The organism is Porphyromonas somerae (assembly GCF_022845615.1).
Classification (GTDB): domain Bacteria; phylum Bacteroidota; class Bacteroidia; order Bacteroidales; family Porphyromonadaceae; genus Porphyromonas_A; species Porphyromonas_A somerae.
In genome coordinates this window covers 1,182,409-1,198,674 of sequence record NZ_AP025559.1, presented here as the reverse complement: position 1 = coordinate 1,198,674, position 16,266 = coordinate 1,182,409, and the positions used below count along the sequence as shown (strand labels likewise).

Sequence of the window (16,266 nt, the reverse complement as noted above, 5' to 3'; positions counted from 1 at the left end):
ATTCAAGTGTTGCTAACTATTCAGCTCCTTAATCAGTTTACCGACACTCTCCTTAGCATCACCGAGCATCATGGTCACCTTCTCCTTGTTCTCGTAGAGTGGGTTGGGGACATTGGCATAACCTGGTTTCAGGTCGTAGTTGCAGATGATGATCTTCTTCGCTTGGTCTACATTGAGCACAGGCATACCATAAATTGGGGTACCCTCTGCTTCACGAGCCGCTGGATTGATCACGTCATTAGCACCCACCACTACTACGAGGTCGGTGTTGGTGAAGTCGTCATTGATCTGCTCCATCTCAAAGAGCTCCTCGTAGTCTACATCGGCCTCTGCAAGTAGCACATTCATATGCCCTGGCATACGACCAGCTACTGGGTGGATTGCATAGCGTACCTTAGCTCCATTCTCCTCAAAGGCTTGCCCAAGTTGCTTAACCTGATGCTGCGCTTGAGCCAATGCCATACCATACCCTGGTACGATGATCACGCTCTTAGCAGCCTTCATCTCTTCGCTCAATGGATTGGCGGTTGGGGTAGCTGCAGGTGCTGATGAGTGAAACTCTTTGATGAGTTTGCCGACACTCTCCTTCGCATCGCCTAGCATCATGGTCACCTTCTCCTTATTTTCGTAGAGTGGGTTGGGAACATTGGCATAACCTGGTTTGAGGTCGTAGTTGCAGATGATGATCTTCTTTGCTTGGTCCACATTGAGTACAGGCATACCATAGATAGGTGTGCCCTCTGCTTCACGAGCCGCTGGATTGATCACGTCATTAGCACCCACCACTACTACGAGGTCGGTGTTGGTGAAGTCGTCATTGATCTGCTCCATCTCAAAGAGCTCCTCGTAGTCTACATCGGCCTCTGCAAGTAGCACATTCATATGCCCTGGCATACGACCAGCTACTGGGTGGATTGCATAGCGTACCTTAGCTCCATTCTCTTCAAAGGCTTGTCCAAGTTGCTTAACCTGATGCTGAGCTTGAGCCAATGCCATACCATACCCTGGTACGATGATCACGCTCTTAGCAGCCTTCATCTCTTCGCTCAATGGATTGGCGGTTGGGGTAGCTGCAGGTGCTGATGAGTGCAACTCTTTGATGAGTTTGCCGACACTCTCCTTTGCATCACCTAGCATCATGGTCACTTTCTCCTTATTTTTGTAGAGTGGGTTAGGGACGTTGGCATAACCTGGTTTGAGGTCGTAGTTGCAGATGATGATCTTCTTTGCTTGGTCCACATTGAGTACAGGCATACCATAAATAGGGGTGCCCTCTGCCTCACGAGCCGCTGGATTGATCACATCATTAGCTCCTACCACTACTACGAGGTCGGTGTTGCTGAAGTCATCATTGATTTGCTCCATCTCAAAGAGCTCCTCGTAGTCTACATCGGCCTCTGCAAGTAGCACATTCATGTGGCCTGGCATACGACCAGCTACAGGGTGGATAGCATAGCGTACCTTAGCACCATTCTCCTCAAAGGCTTGTCCAAGTTGCTTAACTTGATGCTGAGCTTGAGCCAATGCCATACCGTATCCTGGCACGATGATAACGCTCTTGGCGGCCTTCATCTCCTCACTTAGAGTGCTCTCTTTTGAAGCTTGAGGCTCTGCCTTAGGTGTTGGAGGTGGAGTAGAACTCTTTTTTGCTTGAGTTGGTGCAGATGTTTTGCCCAATAGAATATCAAGTAAGCTCCTATTCATCGCTTTGCACATCACTTGCGTGAGAAGCAATCCAGAAGCCCCCACTATACCACCTATCGCTACCAGCATTACATTGCCAATTGCCATACCTGCTATACCACCAGCTACACCGCTCAGAGAGTTGAGAAGTGAAATGGTTATAGGCATATCAGCACCACCTACTCGAATAGTGAAAATCCATCCAAAGAGGCCTGAAACCACCACAGTAAGGAGTGCAATCCAAATGAAGTTATCGGTGTTAAGGAACCATCCACCCCATATAAGCATAACTAAGGATAGCACAAGTAATCCTAACATTATCAAACTATGAAAGGGTAATATGACAGGTTGTTGCTTTAACACTCGATGCAACTTTCCAGCTGCTACGAGGCTCCCAGTAAGTGTTACCATACCGATAACAATGGCAAGTACAGCAGTAAAAGCCTCAAAATGGAAGGTGGGTTGCTGAAAAAAAACAACAATACTAGCTGATACAGAAGTAACACCAAGTGTTACGATACCGACGAGTGCTGATGCAGCACCACCTAGACCATTAAGTAGCCCCACAGTTTGTGGCATCTGAATCATAGTCACTTTACGTGCTAGCACAAGTCCGATAGCACCACCCAATAGCAAGAATAGACATGCAACCAAGATGGCTGTAAGACTACCACCAGAAAAAGCAACTAATATCGCAAGTATCATCGCAATGATACTCAATCGGTTGCCTTGTACTGCAGTGGGAACTCGACTCATCATCCATAGTCCCACAACGACGAGAATAGGAATAAGATAGCTTAGAAACACACTCATGACTTACCTCCTTTCTCTTTGCCTTTTTTAGACTTGAACATCCGGAGCATACGCTCTGTAACCCCAAAACCACCTACAATATTGATCATGGCCAAGAGAATGGCAATGCCAGAGATAATTATTGCTGTATTGATGATTCCAGCACCTCCAAACCACCTAGTCAGCTCTGTGAAGCCAACAAACTGAAGTAGGCTGATTATGGCACCAACTACTGTAATTCCAGAGAGAGCATTCATTCCCGACATAAGTGGGGTGTGGAGCAAACTTGGTATTTTCTTAATCACAAAGTACCCAACAACAGAGGATACTATGAATACCAGTACTAATAATATTGGACTCATATACAATTGGTAAAAAGTCAAAGGAGGTATACTGGCGGACATTAGATCCGAAGTATACCTCCTTTAGCGTGCATTAATTACTTATTCATTGCCTCAAGTGTGCCTTGATGTACGATCTCATGGTCACGAGTTACGAGGATCTTCTGACAAATCTCATCACTCATATCTAGAGCAATCTTGCCATCCTTGGTAAGGTACTTCACGAGGTTGTAAACATTTTGGGCAAACATCCATGTGGAGCTATTAGGCAGTAGACCAGGAATGTTTTTGATACCGATAAGAGTTACATTGTGCTTCCTCTCTGTCTCTCCTGGAGGGGTGATTTCGCAGTTTCCGCCTTGGTCGATAGAGATATCCACGATCACAGAGCCAGGCTTCATCTGCTTAACCATCTCTTCTGTGATAAGCGTTGGGGCAATCTTACCAGGAACAAGTGCAGAGCAAAATACGATGTCCATCTCCTTGATAGTAGGGAATAGCATCTCACGCTCCTTAGCTAGTACATCCGCTGGTAAACTATTGGCATATCCTCCTTCGGCAATTGCCAATTCAGCAGGTACGCCCGTTTCAATTGGCTTAGCTCCCAAACTAGTGGCTTGCTCCAGAGCCATAGGACGAATATCTGCAGCGTAGGTGATAGCACCAAGACGTCGTGCAGTGGCTAGTGCCTGAAGACCAGCAACTCCCACTCCTATAACCATTGCCTTAGCAGGTTTGATTTGACCTACAGCAGTAAACATCTGAGGCATAAAGTAGGCCAATTCATTAGCGGCTAATAAGATGCCCTTATACCCTGCACAGGTACTCATAGAGGTGAGCGCATCTAAGTTTTGAGCTCTAGATATGCGTGGAATGCCATCAAGCGTCAAAGCAATAACGCCCTGCTTAGCCAGCTTGCGTACCATGTCGTGATTTACAGGTGATGCAGGGTGTATGAAGGTAATCAATACCTGGCCTTCATGCATCATATCTACTTCATGCTTTCCAAGTCTCTCATTGAATAGAGGCTCTTTGACTTTAAGAATAACATCTGCCTTTTGGTACAGCTCTTCAGTATCAGTCAAAAGCTGAGCACCAGCAGTTACATAGTCATTGTCGTGGTGAAATGAAGGCTCACCAGCACCAGCCTCTACATAGACTGTAGCACCATCGGCTACAAACTTCTCTACAGTTTCAGGAGTTGCAGAAACTCGGCTCTCACCGTGCATTATCTCCTTTGGAATGCAAATAATCATAGTGGTCTTTTAATAGGTTTTGCTCATCGGAGAAGTATCAAAAGAGACCCGCTCCTAAGAGTTTGTTATTACTACAATGCTTTTCTCCACAAATGTAGGGAAAAGCCGACTATTTGCCAAGTACAATATGTTGTTTTTTTGCAATGATTATTTTGATATGCACATTGCAATACTCTTGATACCACATCAATCAAAAGAGTATTGTTTAGCCATTATTCCCGCTTCAATTAGATGGTATCTACGGCAAGCTTATCACAAAAAAAATAAGGAAATGCTTGTCTGCACTCCCTTATAACCATATGCATTTGCCTGTATACTTTGAGCCGAAGACGGAACTCATTCTTATTTTATAATTTCTTGTGTTTCACTCTATTATGGAACATCTAAAATCGCCTTGTTGCCAAAATGTTGCCAAAGTGCTAACCAGAATCCTTTCAGTTGACTTGTTTCACTCTCCTTCACGCTAGAAGGACCAATAGAAACTTGTCTGGGACAAATATACGAATTTTTATCGTATACGCAAACACAACCGAAAAATAATTTAATCATTTGCATTATCTATGCGGCAAATTGAGAACCTGTCCACCTGTGAGGAGGCTAAGTTATCTTGCTGGAAACTTATTAAACAAATAATGATATGATGCAGATGAATCTTGAAGACATTTCGATTGATGAAATTCTTAGTCGGTGTGGACATACGCCTGTCTACCAAAAGGGTAGTTCAACGTGGTATCTAAGCCCATTTCGTGAAGAGACGAAACCATCGTTTCAAGTACGAGGAAGTGTATTTACAGATTGGGGGAACCCTGATTATAAGGGTGGAGTCTTAACTTTATGCTCTTTACTTTTTGATATACCACGAGAAAACACTAGGGAGATTTTTATGAAGTTGCAGGAGATTAGTAATGGTATTCCTCTTGGGGTGCAAACTAGAAAAGACGCCTCTAGTGCTACATTGGAAAAAGAAAGAGAAAAGGTGGTGGCAACTTATCCACTCAATAATCCTCTCCTATTGGATTATCTCAATTCTCGAGGGGTTCTTCCGAGTGTTGCTCAGAGGTTTACAAGGGTGGTCGTTTATCTTGACCCAACTCGCACGAAAAAGCTTTATGGAATTGGTTTTGGAAATAGATCTGGCGGTTGCGAGCTAAGAAGTAAGTATGCGAAGCGAAGCTTTGCACCTAAGGATATATCCATCTTGAATGGTGGCAATCCTTCTGACAAGGGGTGTGCGGTGGTCTTTGAGGGCTTTATTGACGCACTATCTTATATCTCTGACAGAGTCCGGAAAGGTCAATCCTTGAATTTTACCTCTGTCGTTTTGAATGGGGTAGGGATGGTGGATAAGGCTATTGATGAGCTCAAGGACTACAAGTGGGTCTATGGATTGCTTGATAACGACCGTGCCGGTGACCTCGCAACTTCCCATTTGGCGACTTTGCCTAATTTTGTTGACAGTAGAGATTGGCTCGGCAAGTTTAAGGATGTGAATGAAAAAATCATGAGTGACTTGAATCTTTCAGAGCAAAAAATGGTCCGCAAGGAAGTTTCGCAACAAAAAGGCCGCAAGATCTAAATTCGCTGTTCTCACTTTTTGTTTTAGCCGACTCTCTTTTTGGGGGTCGGCTTTTCTTTTTCTTTTTTTTCATCCACCTAAGCTGGGCTTATTTTCTCCGCAATTAATTTAAGGGGAATATAAGGGGTTATTATTTGCTTTACTATACTTTACTTTACTTTGTGGTATTTCCGTCACAGAAATCCGATGCACCTCGCATTCTCGTCACAGAAATGCAATATACTTGTCGTTTCTGTGGAATGTTGCTCCGATAATTGAAGTAATTAGTATTCTTACCCATCTTGGGTGGTGGGGGTTATGTTCAGCGAAGTCCCCTCCCTCTCTTCTTTGGGATGTCTAAATTGAGTCGATTTTATTAAAGCCCGCATATCGTGCTTTGTTTTCTTTTGAAAATAAATAAGGAGTGGGTTGGTATTGGAGAAAATGTCCTCTTCCTTCCAACTATCTTGGCTCTTAATTGATTTCCTTGTTTTGGGGTTTCCGTGACGGAAATGCGATGTATGTCGTATTTCTGTGACAGAAATGCGAGGTACATTGAGTTGTCGCTACAGATTGGTGCGATAATCTCTATGATACCGCACATGATACACTTAGCTTTGCTAGATATGATTTGATTTTGTATTGGTGGCTACCCCATGTCTGCCACTATCCTTTTCCCTTTTTCAACTTCAATCTCATGCGGCAATTGTGAGAATGTGTTTGTGGGTTATCAACTACCTATCTTTGTGGCGAATGGATTCTTTTTCATTTTTGATTGAACGTATAATTTGTTGGAGAGGGTGGAGATGTGAGATCTGCACCCTCTTGCTTTTTATTCTTAATCGTATGCGGCAATTCGCAAGTCTGGGCAACACATAATCCATCAGGCACATTTGCCTAAAATAAGTGATGTGTCTATGCAATGACACAATAATATATATAGTACACTTTTAATTAATTAAAAAGTATGAGAATAAAGAAGATTAATTTGATTTGGCAAGGGCTGCTTCTTTCAGCTCTTGCTTTGGGGTTCGCAAGCTGTGAGCCCTCGGACACTCCTTGTCCTAACAAGAAGGAGGCTGATGGTGACACTAGTCAGGGAGTGGCAGTGATGCTAGAGATGGAGGATGTGGTGACGGGTGAAACCACTAGAACAGCTCTAGGAGAGAATGGTTATAACTTTACACCTTATGAAGCAGGTGCGAATGGTGATGTACAAGTTCGTGGGTTGGGGTGGAGACCAAAAAGACCGAAAAGAAATGACATTGACGTTGGTCTTACCTACTATGCTAAGGAAAATGTTGTTTTACAAGGCTATAGTTGGAGATATGCTGATGATTACGTTGGATTTTATAGAGATGCCAAGGGCGAGCCTTGTAACGACTATCTCCAACTTTTCTATGTTCAGGGGTTAAATAATATACAACAGGTGCAGCTTCCACAACCCATGACTCTCTTTACATGTAAATACAGAGAAGGCAAGGAGAATAAAGTTTTAGTTAGAGTGAAATATAAACGTTATGATGCAAAAGTCCGCCCTTTCTTTCCAAGCCCAAGAGGACACGTTGTCATGGGTCCTTTTTTTGATGGTGTCGAGCTTAAAGATGATAGGATGGATGGGTTAATAAACTATGCTAGAACTCTACGTACTAAACTAAGCTCTTCATCATGTCGATCTCCCTATAAAGCTGACTTGCTAAATGAGCTTAATAAACTAGATGGTTATATGAAAGATTGGCGTAGTCGAATTATTTCTTATGACAAGTATCAAACAAATTTTGATTTCGTCTATAAGAAGCTATCTGAAACGTATCTCTCTGATCTTAAAAAGGAGGGAGAGCAGAAGGGAGCATTAAGGCGATTGTATGTACAAATGGGGATTGCTAACCTACCTTTGTTTAAGGGTAGTGGAGAGAGTGGAGGGCTTGGCCGTCCATTACCTTCTTTCCCGGAGTTGGAGAGTTCTGAATTAGACCTCCCTGTTAATGCCTGTGTAAGAGCCATGAGCTGGTATATTGACCAGACGCTTTACTGTTTGCCATCTATAGAGGAGTTTTATGTCGGGTGGAAGCTCTGTCAAGATATTGACAAAAAATACTCTGCAACATTCACTGACCCAGCATACCCAGAGCATAGGGAGTTTGCTAGTTATTTGAGAATGTATAAAGATTTCTTTACTCCAAATGTGTCTAATGCAGGTCGGCTATCACGATTTAGTTACTTCACGTATTCTATTGAGGCTCGTTATGCTTTTGAACAAATCAAAAAGTTTCAAGAGGAAAAGGCTCTTTGGGCACCCAATTATTGGGTGTACGTTTCACAAAACGACCCTATGACTTTGTGGAAAACCTTCCTTAAAGAGAAGGGTGAGACTATATAGCAACTAGTTCCATGATACTATAATTAGGAAAGGATCGAGACGTTTGTCCCGATCCTTTCTATTTTTCATAAACAACTAGTAGAAGTTAAAGCCATTTGCTTCGGGTGTAAACCTGCTTTCTGATGGTCCATATCCCACCTTATATTCTCTCCAATTTAGATTTTGATACCAGCCATTACTATAATTGAAATTGCGATTTGTTGTTGGGTCACCGAAGTTGTCCTTCTGGGCATTATTCATATATATATAATCCACACGTTTCATCATCTCTTCATTTCCATTTCCATCCACCCAATAGAGGTGTATGTACTTATCTGGACCAAGCATTTCCATTCCACAGTTCCCTTCGTTCTCCCATTTCCAAGTATAGTTGGTTACCTCCACTTGAGCTTTATTCTCGCTGTTAGGGGGTAGCGTGATTTGTGCTCTACCCACCTCATGGCTCCAAGCATTCCAAAATTTTATTACAGCACCCTCTCCAGAAATTTTTCTATACCTGTCGTTGTGCAAGTCAAACCTCCAATAGCCTATTGGGTTAAACATCGGCAGATACTCACACTTAGCAACGATTGTTCCTCGCAAGGTGTTATTGCTGTTGTTTACGAGGGTTGCTTCTAATATGGTGCCTACATCAATTTTTCGGTCGGGGTGCCCATCAATCCCATTTGTATAACTAGGGTTGTTATTCTCAAAGTCCTTTCTATTCTGATAGGTCATACCCATTCTCCATCGTGGTGCCACACTATTCTTAGAGGCTCTATCTATCACCGTAAGCCTCTCAGTTCCGTTATAAGGTGACCTTTCCCAAGGTATTCGCTCATTTAGATACTTCTTGCCAACGCCTCCCAAAAGACAAGTTTCACTGTAGTCCCTTGAGTCAAGATAAGGCAACTTATACCACTTTTCATTTGCTCCATTTTGGGTGCCGACATAATCTTTATGAGATTTCACGAAGCAGACCATACGATACTCCCCTGTTGGTGCAGTGATATAGCAGTAATTATCATAATATCCGTCTCTTCCACCATTCATTGAAGGCATGTAGCCACCAATGGTGTCAAAGTAGAGAGGTGGGTAGACCTCTACGAGGGTTCCATCTAGTGTCTCTAGTCCTAACATCAGACCCCAATCTCTTCCATTCATCACCTGCTCCTCCTTCATCTCTGCCACCCATGCTAAAAGGTTGACATCATCCTTATAGAGGATCTTAGTGTGCATTGCCTCGTCAGTTAGTGGGCGATAGTTTGTCCAACCATAGTATTCTCTTGCTGTCTTTTCATCAAGCTCACCACCATAGTTAGAGTGTAGGAGGTTCCAAGCCTTTTGATTTGCCTCCAACCAATACTTCGTGTCTATTGGTATGGTATAGGCTAGAGGAGGATTAACGATCTCTTCCTCATGAAATCTGAATAGTAGCTTTGTAGCCGCTCCTTGTGCTAGAGACACCTCTTTCTGCTCTTCCTTACTTTCCCCTTTTTCATCTCTATAATGGATAGTCGCCTTTATGTTGTCGCTAGTTGTTGGGATAGCGAAGAACAGCGTATCTGCTTCTTCACCTTTCCAACCCTCCTTCTTATCTTGATGGCTAATCTTTAGAGTGGTTGGTTCACCTTTCCACCCCTCTTTAGATAGAGTAGCGTTAGCTAGCACCTCCTCAATCTCCACCTCTATTCCATTGACCTTTTTAGAGAATGTGCTATTCTGTAAGATCAGCTGCACCTGCTTGTATGGTGAAGAGAGAGTAGTGGAGATCTGCTTTTGTGGGTTCTGTACCTCACCTATCAATAAGTCATTATAATAGTGTGACAGCCTAAAAGCACCAATGACCTTGTTGGTCCCCATTGGAGGTTGGAAAGTGCCCTTTGTTGGATCGTAGTTAGTTGTTGGGGTAGGCAAGTAGGCGAGAGCTACCCTCTCCACCGACTTCCATTCGTCAGCAGGAGTGGTTAGTGCAGACCATTGACCATAAGCCATCCATCTTGCTACTAGTGGTATTGCTTTGTTGCCATCTTTTGTTATGCCCCACAGCTTCACCTCGTCACCGCTGTTCCACTCATTGACCAGCTTTCCATCAGCGATGACCCCTCCATTTGTCAGTGATAGGTTCAACTTCACCATCCCTCTAGGGGTGGGCGAGGGAGTAGGTGGAGGTGTTGGTTCGGGAGGAATTGGTCTATCCTTGCCGTTACAACTCACCAATGCCATACATCCCACTAATGTATATAGTGCTACCTTCGCAAATATATTTTTTTGCGATCTCCATCTTAATTGTTCCATTTGCTTTCCCATAATTGTCTCGTTTTTATTTGGTTCGTCAATATACTATTTTATCTTCATAAGTGACTGGCACTCATCTTCTTTTCTTATACCTAAAGATACCAATTTTTCACCAATCCACCAAACATTTCGACCACTTTTTCTCCTATAATTAGCTGCTATATAGCAACTTACATCAGTGGTCCCAATCTATTTATCCATCTTCCTTTTTTCTCTTTTACATCCTCATTCTCATGCGGCAATTGGAAGAATGTTGGAGTTGTCTTATAGGGTAGTACCTTTGTGTTGTGTTTTTGAGACACTCTCACGTGTGTAGATTTGTTGTTCATGAGGGGACGAGGGCATAACCCTCGTCCTTTTTATTTTGATGTTGCCCACTTTCCTTTTTTCATCCTCCATCGTATGCGGCAATTAGGCAACAATTGCTGTGCCTTTAGAACCCGGTTATTTTTGCCGTAAGTGGGTACTTCCCCATAGTGTAGATGTTTAATGTTTTAGATGATGTATTTATTATGAGCTTAGAGGACTATACTGACTATCGTACTTTAACGTACAAAGAGCAGTCTAATGACAAAGGAGGTATTGATGTGTTTTGCGATGATGCCGTAACTGGTCAAGTTGAGCGGAGGTTTAGCTATGACCGGAATGGTAGACTTGATGGTTTTTATGAGCAGTGGGATAAGGAAGGGAAAATCCAGCTACAGACTAAGTATCAAAATGGTCTTGAAGTGGGTCCTAGAGTTTCAAAGTTGAAGGGTATCGCCCCCGACATTTGGGAGCATACATCCATCGGTGAGAATGGAGCACTCGGTGAGTCTGTCTATTCATCAAGAGCGTTTAGTGCAGAAGCCAGTTATGTTATCCCTAAAGAAGAGGTGCAGACGATCTTGGAAGCTCGCACTAAGGAGTTTGATGACAAAAAGTTAGCCTTTGACCCAGAGGAGTTTATTTCCAATCTTGTTTGGGAGACCTTAGATGACCTAATGGAGGGTTGTGGCGTGAACGACTTCTCATTCAGCGATGAGCTGAAAGAGATTTTTCAAACTCATATTGTAGACTACGATCAGGGTGCTGGCTTTTTTGACGACCTTGCCCGTGGGTGTGCCTCAGGTATCTTGGGTGAGTTTATATACTACTCTCAAACTAAAGACTTTTACTTAAGGCACATGGATGATATAGAGGACTATATTAATGATCTTGGTCAGCAGTTCGGAGAACCTTTGTCACTAGGGGATCCTAGATCCAATTATGCTGTTTGGGCAGTTGTTGATGATATAGCCTATCGTGTTGGTGATGACTTCCAACGAGCCTTTGAGGAAAAGGTCTATGATAACGTACAAGAGCTAAACCTTGAAGACGCTAAGGCTTTGATGGAGTATAGTAGTATGGAAGAGGTCACTGAGATTGTTAAGGGTTATGTCAATGATTTAGAAGAGGATTTGAGGGAGGAGCAAGAGCAAAATCAAGAGATGTCAATGGGTCAGGCGTCTACAGGTGAAGAGCCCAAGAAGATAAACCTTCCACCACCATCAGATAAGAAGAAAGGTCGCTCTATCTAAGTCCGGTACAAGGAAGCCTGTCAAATACTAATTAAGGCCACGTGGCAAAGAGCCACCCGCCTATGACCATTAATTGAGTTTGTGATTAAAGGGATAGTGGGAACAGAAACAGTCACGTTGTTGACTAGTTCTGTTCCTTTTTATTGCTCAATTCTTGAATAGGAGAGATAGGGATTAACCCTATTCTCTATGACGATAACATCTCCTTCGTAGTGTGATTGCCAATCACATTGCTCCCTTCATAGGTAATTCTTTCCTTTTTTCCAAAGAGTATTCCCATGCGACAATTGGATTTTTTATGGTGGGGTATATAGAGGCCTTAGCTTTGTGTGCTTATTGACGTGAAGTAACACTTTAATTTATTGTGGATATGGATATAGAAGGTAATAAGGTTGTTCCTGCTGTAATGGCAGAGGTTGCGGATCGGTGGCCTCCTTGTTTTGAGTTTGACTACATAGGAGAAGGTGGTATTGATATGAGAAAGCTCTTTGAGGTCGAACAAGAGTGGGTAGGTGTGGAGGATGGATATATCCCTGAGAATTATAGCCTTTGGTCACGCTCTGATTATGAAGAGGTAAAAAAGAATGGTGAAGAATATTGGCTTGGAGTACTCAAGGTCTTTGAGGACCCTAGTGTGGAGTGGGTGGTTACTAATGATGGTGATGTTGACTCTGTCTACGATGAAAAGGACCCCAAGTCTGTGGAGTTCTTTGGAGTGGAGCTAACCTATTTAGAGGACCTTTCTCCTATAGCAGGAGAGATTGCCTTTGATTTTATAAAGAAGGCTAGCTTGGTCGAGGGACTGTTTACTGACATTGTCAACTTTGGTGGTGATAAGATGAGAGAGCTTGCGGAGTGGGTTCTTGATAAGAATGAAGTCTGTTTGCCTGTCTTTATCCAGTCTATCGAGAAAGAGAGTGGTGGCAAGAAACTCAACTGGCTACTAAAGGAAGAGATGGAGAGATCCTTGGAGGGTAGAGAGTCTCTACAACAAGAGATTAGTTCCCTCGACCCACAGGAGGCTTATGAGAGATTCAATGCAACGAAAGAGAGGTGGTCTCCACAAGTGCCACTTAGAGAAGAGGTGGAAAAGCATATAAAGAGGTCAAAGGGAAGAGGATTATAACATCTAAATAGATTAATGACATGGATTATAAGAAAAGTTATTGGCTATTATTCGTGACCCTTTTTGTGGGGTGTTTATTTGGTCTCCTGTCGTGTCAATCAAACATTGAGGTTGCAACAGAGGCGGGATTTAAGGTTGTCCCAGATGAATACCGAGAGAAAGTTTCAATTGGGTCAAGTAATAAAATCCGCATCCAGCTCAAGGAGAATATCTCTTTGAGAGACAATTATTATGTGGTGAAGTACTTTAGTGCAGAAGGTGATGGACGTGCCTATTACAACAAAGAGCTTAATGAGTTCAAGGCTAACGATTGGGTGATACCTACGTTGGAGGTAGACCCTATGACAGGGGATAAATTTTTCACGCTTGTCTATGCTCCATACTCACATGGGGCACATAGATTTTCTCTTACGGTTCGAGATAGCTTTGGAAATGAGGAGAAGGTTGATTTCAAGTTCAGTGTTGAAAAACCTAATTAATGATGAATAATCGTATGCGGCAATTTGTATTAATTCCTGGCCTTAGGGATAGGAGCTACTTTTGCCATATAGAAATAATAGTTGAATTAATTAATAATTAAATGAAAAGACAGAAATGAAGAGACTTTTTATTTTTCTCTGTGTAATTGCATTCTCCTTTGGCTACAAGCCAGAGAGTAAAGCACAGTTTTATTCGTTAAGTACCAACGTCCCCATGTTGGGTTGGACAGGTATAAATGGAGAGTTTTCAGCGACAGTAGATAGAACATGGAGCTTGCATTTGGACCTTTCCGTTAACCCTTTCCGTGTTGAAAAGCTAAGAACGCAGAACTATGTGTTTAGACCACAGGTGAGGTATTGGTTTGATGAGACTTATCGCAATCTTTTTGTTGGTCTACATTATATCTATGCTAATTACCATATCGGCATTCCTTCAATTATGAAGTCTAAGTATGCAGGTTGGGGTGTAGGCGGAGGATTGGATGTCGGCTACGCTCTTCCAATTTGGAAGAACTGGAATGTAGAGTTTCAGCTAGGTGGTTCGGTTATGTATTTAGACTATCTAAAGTCTGAATGTAAGAATTGTGGTGATTTGAAAAAAGATGGTCATGGAGTTTATGTGCTACCTACAAAGGCAGCTGTATCTCTTGTTTATTTATTCTAATCTACTGGCATGAGACAGACAAGAATTAATAGCCGTTTATTGCAAATTGGAACCGTTCTAGGGCTAGCTACAATTATCTTAGCTGGCTGTGGTTCTCTGACAAGTAAGCTAGAGAAGCATGATCCCAATGATAATAGGTTGGGGTTAAAGTTCGCTGATGGTACTACTCATTATAGTGGTATGGACACATTGAAAAGTTCATTGCCTCAATATTTTGAGATAACCGATGATACGGGTAATGTGCTATATGCTATTGAAAAAGATCAACGCAAAGATAACGATGTCAGTGCTAACTTTATGCTTCAAGGTGTAGAGGTGACGACTACTCGCAAGGGAATCGTAGAACGTAATGGCAAGGTCGATTTGGACTTCATTATTACCGTTCCTAAGACTTTGATTGATGATAGGTGGCAACTTAGAGTTTACCCAACCGCCTTTAAGGATAACGATGAGACTATAGAGTTTCAGCCAGTACTTCTATCGGGTGCTGACTTCCTACGTAAGCAGAAGCAGGGGTATGAGGAGTATCAGAGGTTTATTACTTCTATTATCCCCGACTCTTTGTATTGGCAAGAGATGCTCAATCACAAGGGCTACAATAAAGCTATGAGTGACCTTGAGGCTGAGTATCATGCTGCATGGCAGAAACAATTGATCCAGCGAGACCGTTGGATTGATTGGGAGAATAAGATCAATGAACGCTATCGCCTATTTAATAGTAAGGTAGATCGTAATAGGGGTAGTGTTGATGCGAATGATTGGAGATTGGTACTTCCTTCATATTGGTTGTATAGAAACCTTGAAGATGATATGATCCCAAAGTCTTTTGCAGAGTTTGCTTTTGGCGACAAAAAGATTGTGAAGCAGAAGGTGACCCCAGAGGATAGCGTTCGCATTCAAGAGAAGTTTTGGAACTATCAGCGAATGGCAGAGAATGAGCGTAAAAAGGAGGAGCAGGAGGCTATGAAGGACAAGCTTGTGAAGTTTCCTCATATAGCTGCTCGCCTTGATACCATAGTTGACGCAAATAATAGTTGGCAATACCATTATACCCAAGAGTTGACCACAGACCAATATATGAAAAAGGTTCGTCTGGCACTCTTTGGAGAGATTGTTGCTATTGACCAAAGTCGGTATGAGGTCCCCGGCTCAGATACTCTTCTATACAATATCTCTGCAATGGTAGACTTCATTGATGAAGCTCCTCGTTATATGAAAGAGGTAGTGTATAGGCAAGTGGATAAGGTTGAAAAGCTATATATAGACTTCCCTGTTGCCAAGTCTGTGGTGGATCCAAGTTTTGCGAATAATGCTCAAGAGTTAACTAAGTTGGATAGTCTAGTTCAGTCCATTGATTTCACGGGCGAGCTGGTGTTAGATAGTATCACAATGAAAGCTTATTCTTCGCCAGAGGGTGGTGCGAAGTATAACCGCTCACTGTCTGAGCGAAGGGCTCAAGGCCTGAGGGATTATCTAATTAAGAATAAGGTGTTTAATGACTTGAAACCTAGTCATGTTAAGGCTCATTCAGAGGGTGAGAATTGGTCTGGTGTTCAGAGCTGGGTGCTTCTAAACGTCTATCCAGAAGAGGTGAGAGATGGAATTTTGGCATTCATCAATAATGAAAGGGACGAGGATGTGAGGGAGCAGAAGATCCGCTCGTCTTATCCTGAGGTCTATAAGCAACTTAGAGAAGAGGCTTATCCTAGCTTACGCTGTGTTGACTTCGTGCTTCATACTCATAGAAGAGATATGGTGAAAGACACCATTCATACGACTGTGATTGATAAGAAGTACAATGAGGGTCGTGAGTTGCTTCGGGCAAGAGATTATAGAGGTGCATTGTCTATCCTTTCTGACTATCCGAAGGATTTCAACTTGGCGATTACCTATATGAGCTTAGGATATGATGATGAGGCTCTTCCAATCCTAATCAATCATGAGGAGAAGGAGGGGGCAGACATTCAGTATCTTCTAGCCATCTTGTACTACAGAAAGGGAGAGGTAGAGAAGTCTCTAAAGTGTCTTTTGAATGCAGGAAAGTTGGATAGGTATAAGATATTCAGAGCACAACTTGACCCAGAGTTGAATGACCTTATCAAGGAATATGGATTGTTCAAAGAGGAACTAGAGTTTTAATCTAAAAGAAATATG

The 16,266-nt window shown here is 42.5% G+C and carries 11 protein-coding genes; 7 read left to right on the top strand and 4 right to left on the bottom strand.

The genetic code is table 11. The annotated features are described in order from the left end of the window. Positions 1-12: 12 nt before the first annotated feature. From MWL85_RS05270 to MWL85_RS05260, 3 genes are all read right to left on the bottom strand, one after another. Positions 13-2,496 (bottom strand): NAD(P)(+) transhydrogenase (Re/Si-specific) subunit beta, encoded by a 2,484-nt coding sequence (locus MWL85_RS05270; RefSeq protein ID WP_244401738.1) that lies wholly within the window; start codon positions 2,494-2,496, stop codon positions 13-15. After that, on the bottom strand, positions 2,493-2,837 hold the full coding sequence (locus tag MWL85_RS05265; RefSeq protein WP_026161704.1) for an NAD(P) transhydrogenase subunit alpha part 2: 345 nt from the start codon (positions 2,835-2,837) through the stop codon (positions 2,493-2,495). Before MWL85_RS05265 ends, MWL85_RS05270 begins: the two co-directional genes overlap by 4 nt. Positions 2,838-2,914: 77 nt before the next feature. Then, positions 2,915-4,072 carry an NAD(P) transhydrogenase subunit alpha gene (locus MWL85_RS05260; protein WP_018028183.1) on the bottom strand — a complete coding sequence of 386 codons (1,158 nt, stop codon included), beginning with the start codon at positions 4,070-4,072 and terminating at the stop codon, positions 2,915-2,917. A gap of 637 nt (positions 4,073-4,709) precedes the next feature. Here MWL85_RS05260 and MWL85_RS05255 point away from each other — a divergent pair. Further along, entirely contained in the window at positions 4,710-5,648 is a 939-nt protein-coding gene (locus tag MWL85_RS05255; protein WP_244401737.1) for a DUF8464 domain-containing protein, read from the top strand. 1,090 nt (positions 5,649-6,738) lie between these two features. Beyond that, positions 6,739-8,007 carry a hypothetical protein gene (locus tag MWL85_RS05250; protein WP_244401736.1) on the top strand — a complete coding sequence of 423 codons (1,269 nt, stop codon included), beginning with the start codon at positions 6,739-6,741 and terminating at the stop codon, positions 8,005-8,007. Positions 8,008-8,082: 75 nt separating this feature from the next. Here MWL85_RS05250 and MWL85_RS05245 read toward each other — a convergent pair whose 3' ends face one another. Next, positions 8,083-10,212: a hypothetical protein gene (locus MWL85_RS05245; protein ID WP_244401735.1), complete on the bottom strand. Its 2,130-nt coding sequence runs from the start codon at positions 10,210-10,212 to the stop codon at positions 8,083-8,085. 554 nt (positions 10,213-10,766) lie between these two features. Between MWL85_RS05245 and MWL85_RS05240 the strand changes: the two genes are divergently transcribed. From MWL85_RS05240 to MWL85_RS05220, 5 genes are all read left to right on the top strand, one after another. Further along, on the top strand, positions 10,767-11,843 hold the full coding sequence (locus tag MWL85_RS05240; RefSeq protein WP_244401734.1) for a DUF7222 domain-containing protein: 1,077 nt from the start codon (positions 10,767-10,769) through the stop codon (positions 11,841-11,843). 370 nt (positions 11,844-12,213) lie between these two features. Next, the gene (locus MWL85_RS05235) at positions 12,214-12,969 is read left to right on the top strand and encodes a hypothetical protein (RefSeq protein WP_244401733.1); all 756 of its coding nucleotides are present in this window, start codon (positions 12,214-12,216) and stop codon (positions 12,967-12,969) included. A gap of 20 nt (positions 12,970-12,989) precedes the next feature. Beyond that, positions 12,990-13,448 carry a TraQ conjugal transfer family protein gene (locus MWL85_RS05230; protein WP_244401732.1) on the top strand — a complete coding sequence of 153 codons (459 nt, stop codon included), beginning with the start codon at positions 12,990-12,992 and terminating at the stop codon, positions 13,446-13,448. A 115-nt stretch (positions 13,449-13,563) separates the two neighbouring features. Then, the gene (locus MWL85_RS05225) at positions 13,564-14,112 is read left to right on the top strand and encodes a DUF3575 domain-containing protein (RefSeq protein ID WP_244401731.1); all 549 of its coding nucleotides are present in this window, start codon (positions 13,564-13,566) and stop codon (positions 14,110-14,112) included. A gap of 9 nt (positions 14,113-14,121) precedes the next feature. Continuing rightward, on the top strand, positions 14,122-16,251 hold the full coding sequence (locus tag MWL85_RS05220) for an OmpA family protein (RefSeq protein WP_244401730.1): 2,130 nt from the start codon (positions 14,122-14,124) through the stop codon (positions 16,249-16,251). Positions 16,252-16,266: the final 15 nt, after the last annotated feature.

Bases quoted from the DNA above. Each gene is read 5' to 3' on its own strand.
- MWL85_RS05255 (WP_244401737.1), top strand. From the start codon at position 4,710: ATGATGCAGATGAATCTTGAAGACATTTCGATTGATGAAATTCTTAGT.
- MWL85_RS05225 (WP_244401731.1), top strand. From the start codon at position 13,564: ATGAAGAGACTTTTTATTTTTCTCTGTGTAATTGCATTCTCCTTTGGC.
- MWL85_RS05270 (WP_244401738.1), bottom strand. From the start codon at position 2,496: ATGAGTGTGTTTCTAAGCTATCTTATTCCTATTCTCGTCGTTGTGGGA.
- MWL85_RS05220 (WP_244401730.1), top strand. From the start codon at position 14,122: ATGAGACAGACAAGAATTAATAGCCGTTTATTGCAAATTGGAACCGTT.
- MWL85_RS05260 (WP_018028183.1), bottom strand. From the start codon at position 4,072: ATGATTATTTGCATTCCAAAGGAGATAATGCACGGTGAGAGCCGAGTT.
- MWL85_RS05230 (WP_244401732.1), top strand. From the start codon at position 12,990: ATGGATTATAAGAAAAGTTATTGGCTATTATTCGTGACCCTTTTTGTG.
- MWL85_RS05245 (WP_244401735.1), bottom strand. From the start codon at position 10,212: ATGGCATTGGTGAGTTGTAACGGCAAGGATAGACCAATTCCTCCCGAA.
- MWL85_RS05250 (WP_244401736.1), top strand. From the start codon at position 6,739: ATGCTAGAGATGGAGGATGTGGTGACGGGTGAAACCACTAGAACAGCT.
- MWL85_RS05240 (WP_244401734.1), top strand. From the start codon at position 10,767: ATGTTTAATGTTTTAGATGATGTATTTATTATGAGCTTAGAGGACTAT.
- MWL85_RS05235 (WP_244401733.1), top strand. From the start codon at position 12,214: ATGGATATAGAAGGTAATAAGGTTGTTCCTGCTGTAATGGCAGAGGTT.
- MWL85_RS05265 (WP_026161704.1), bottom strand. From the start codon at position 2,837: ATGAGTCCAATATTATTAGTACTGGTATTCATAGTATCCTCTGTTGTT.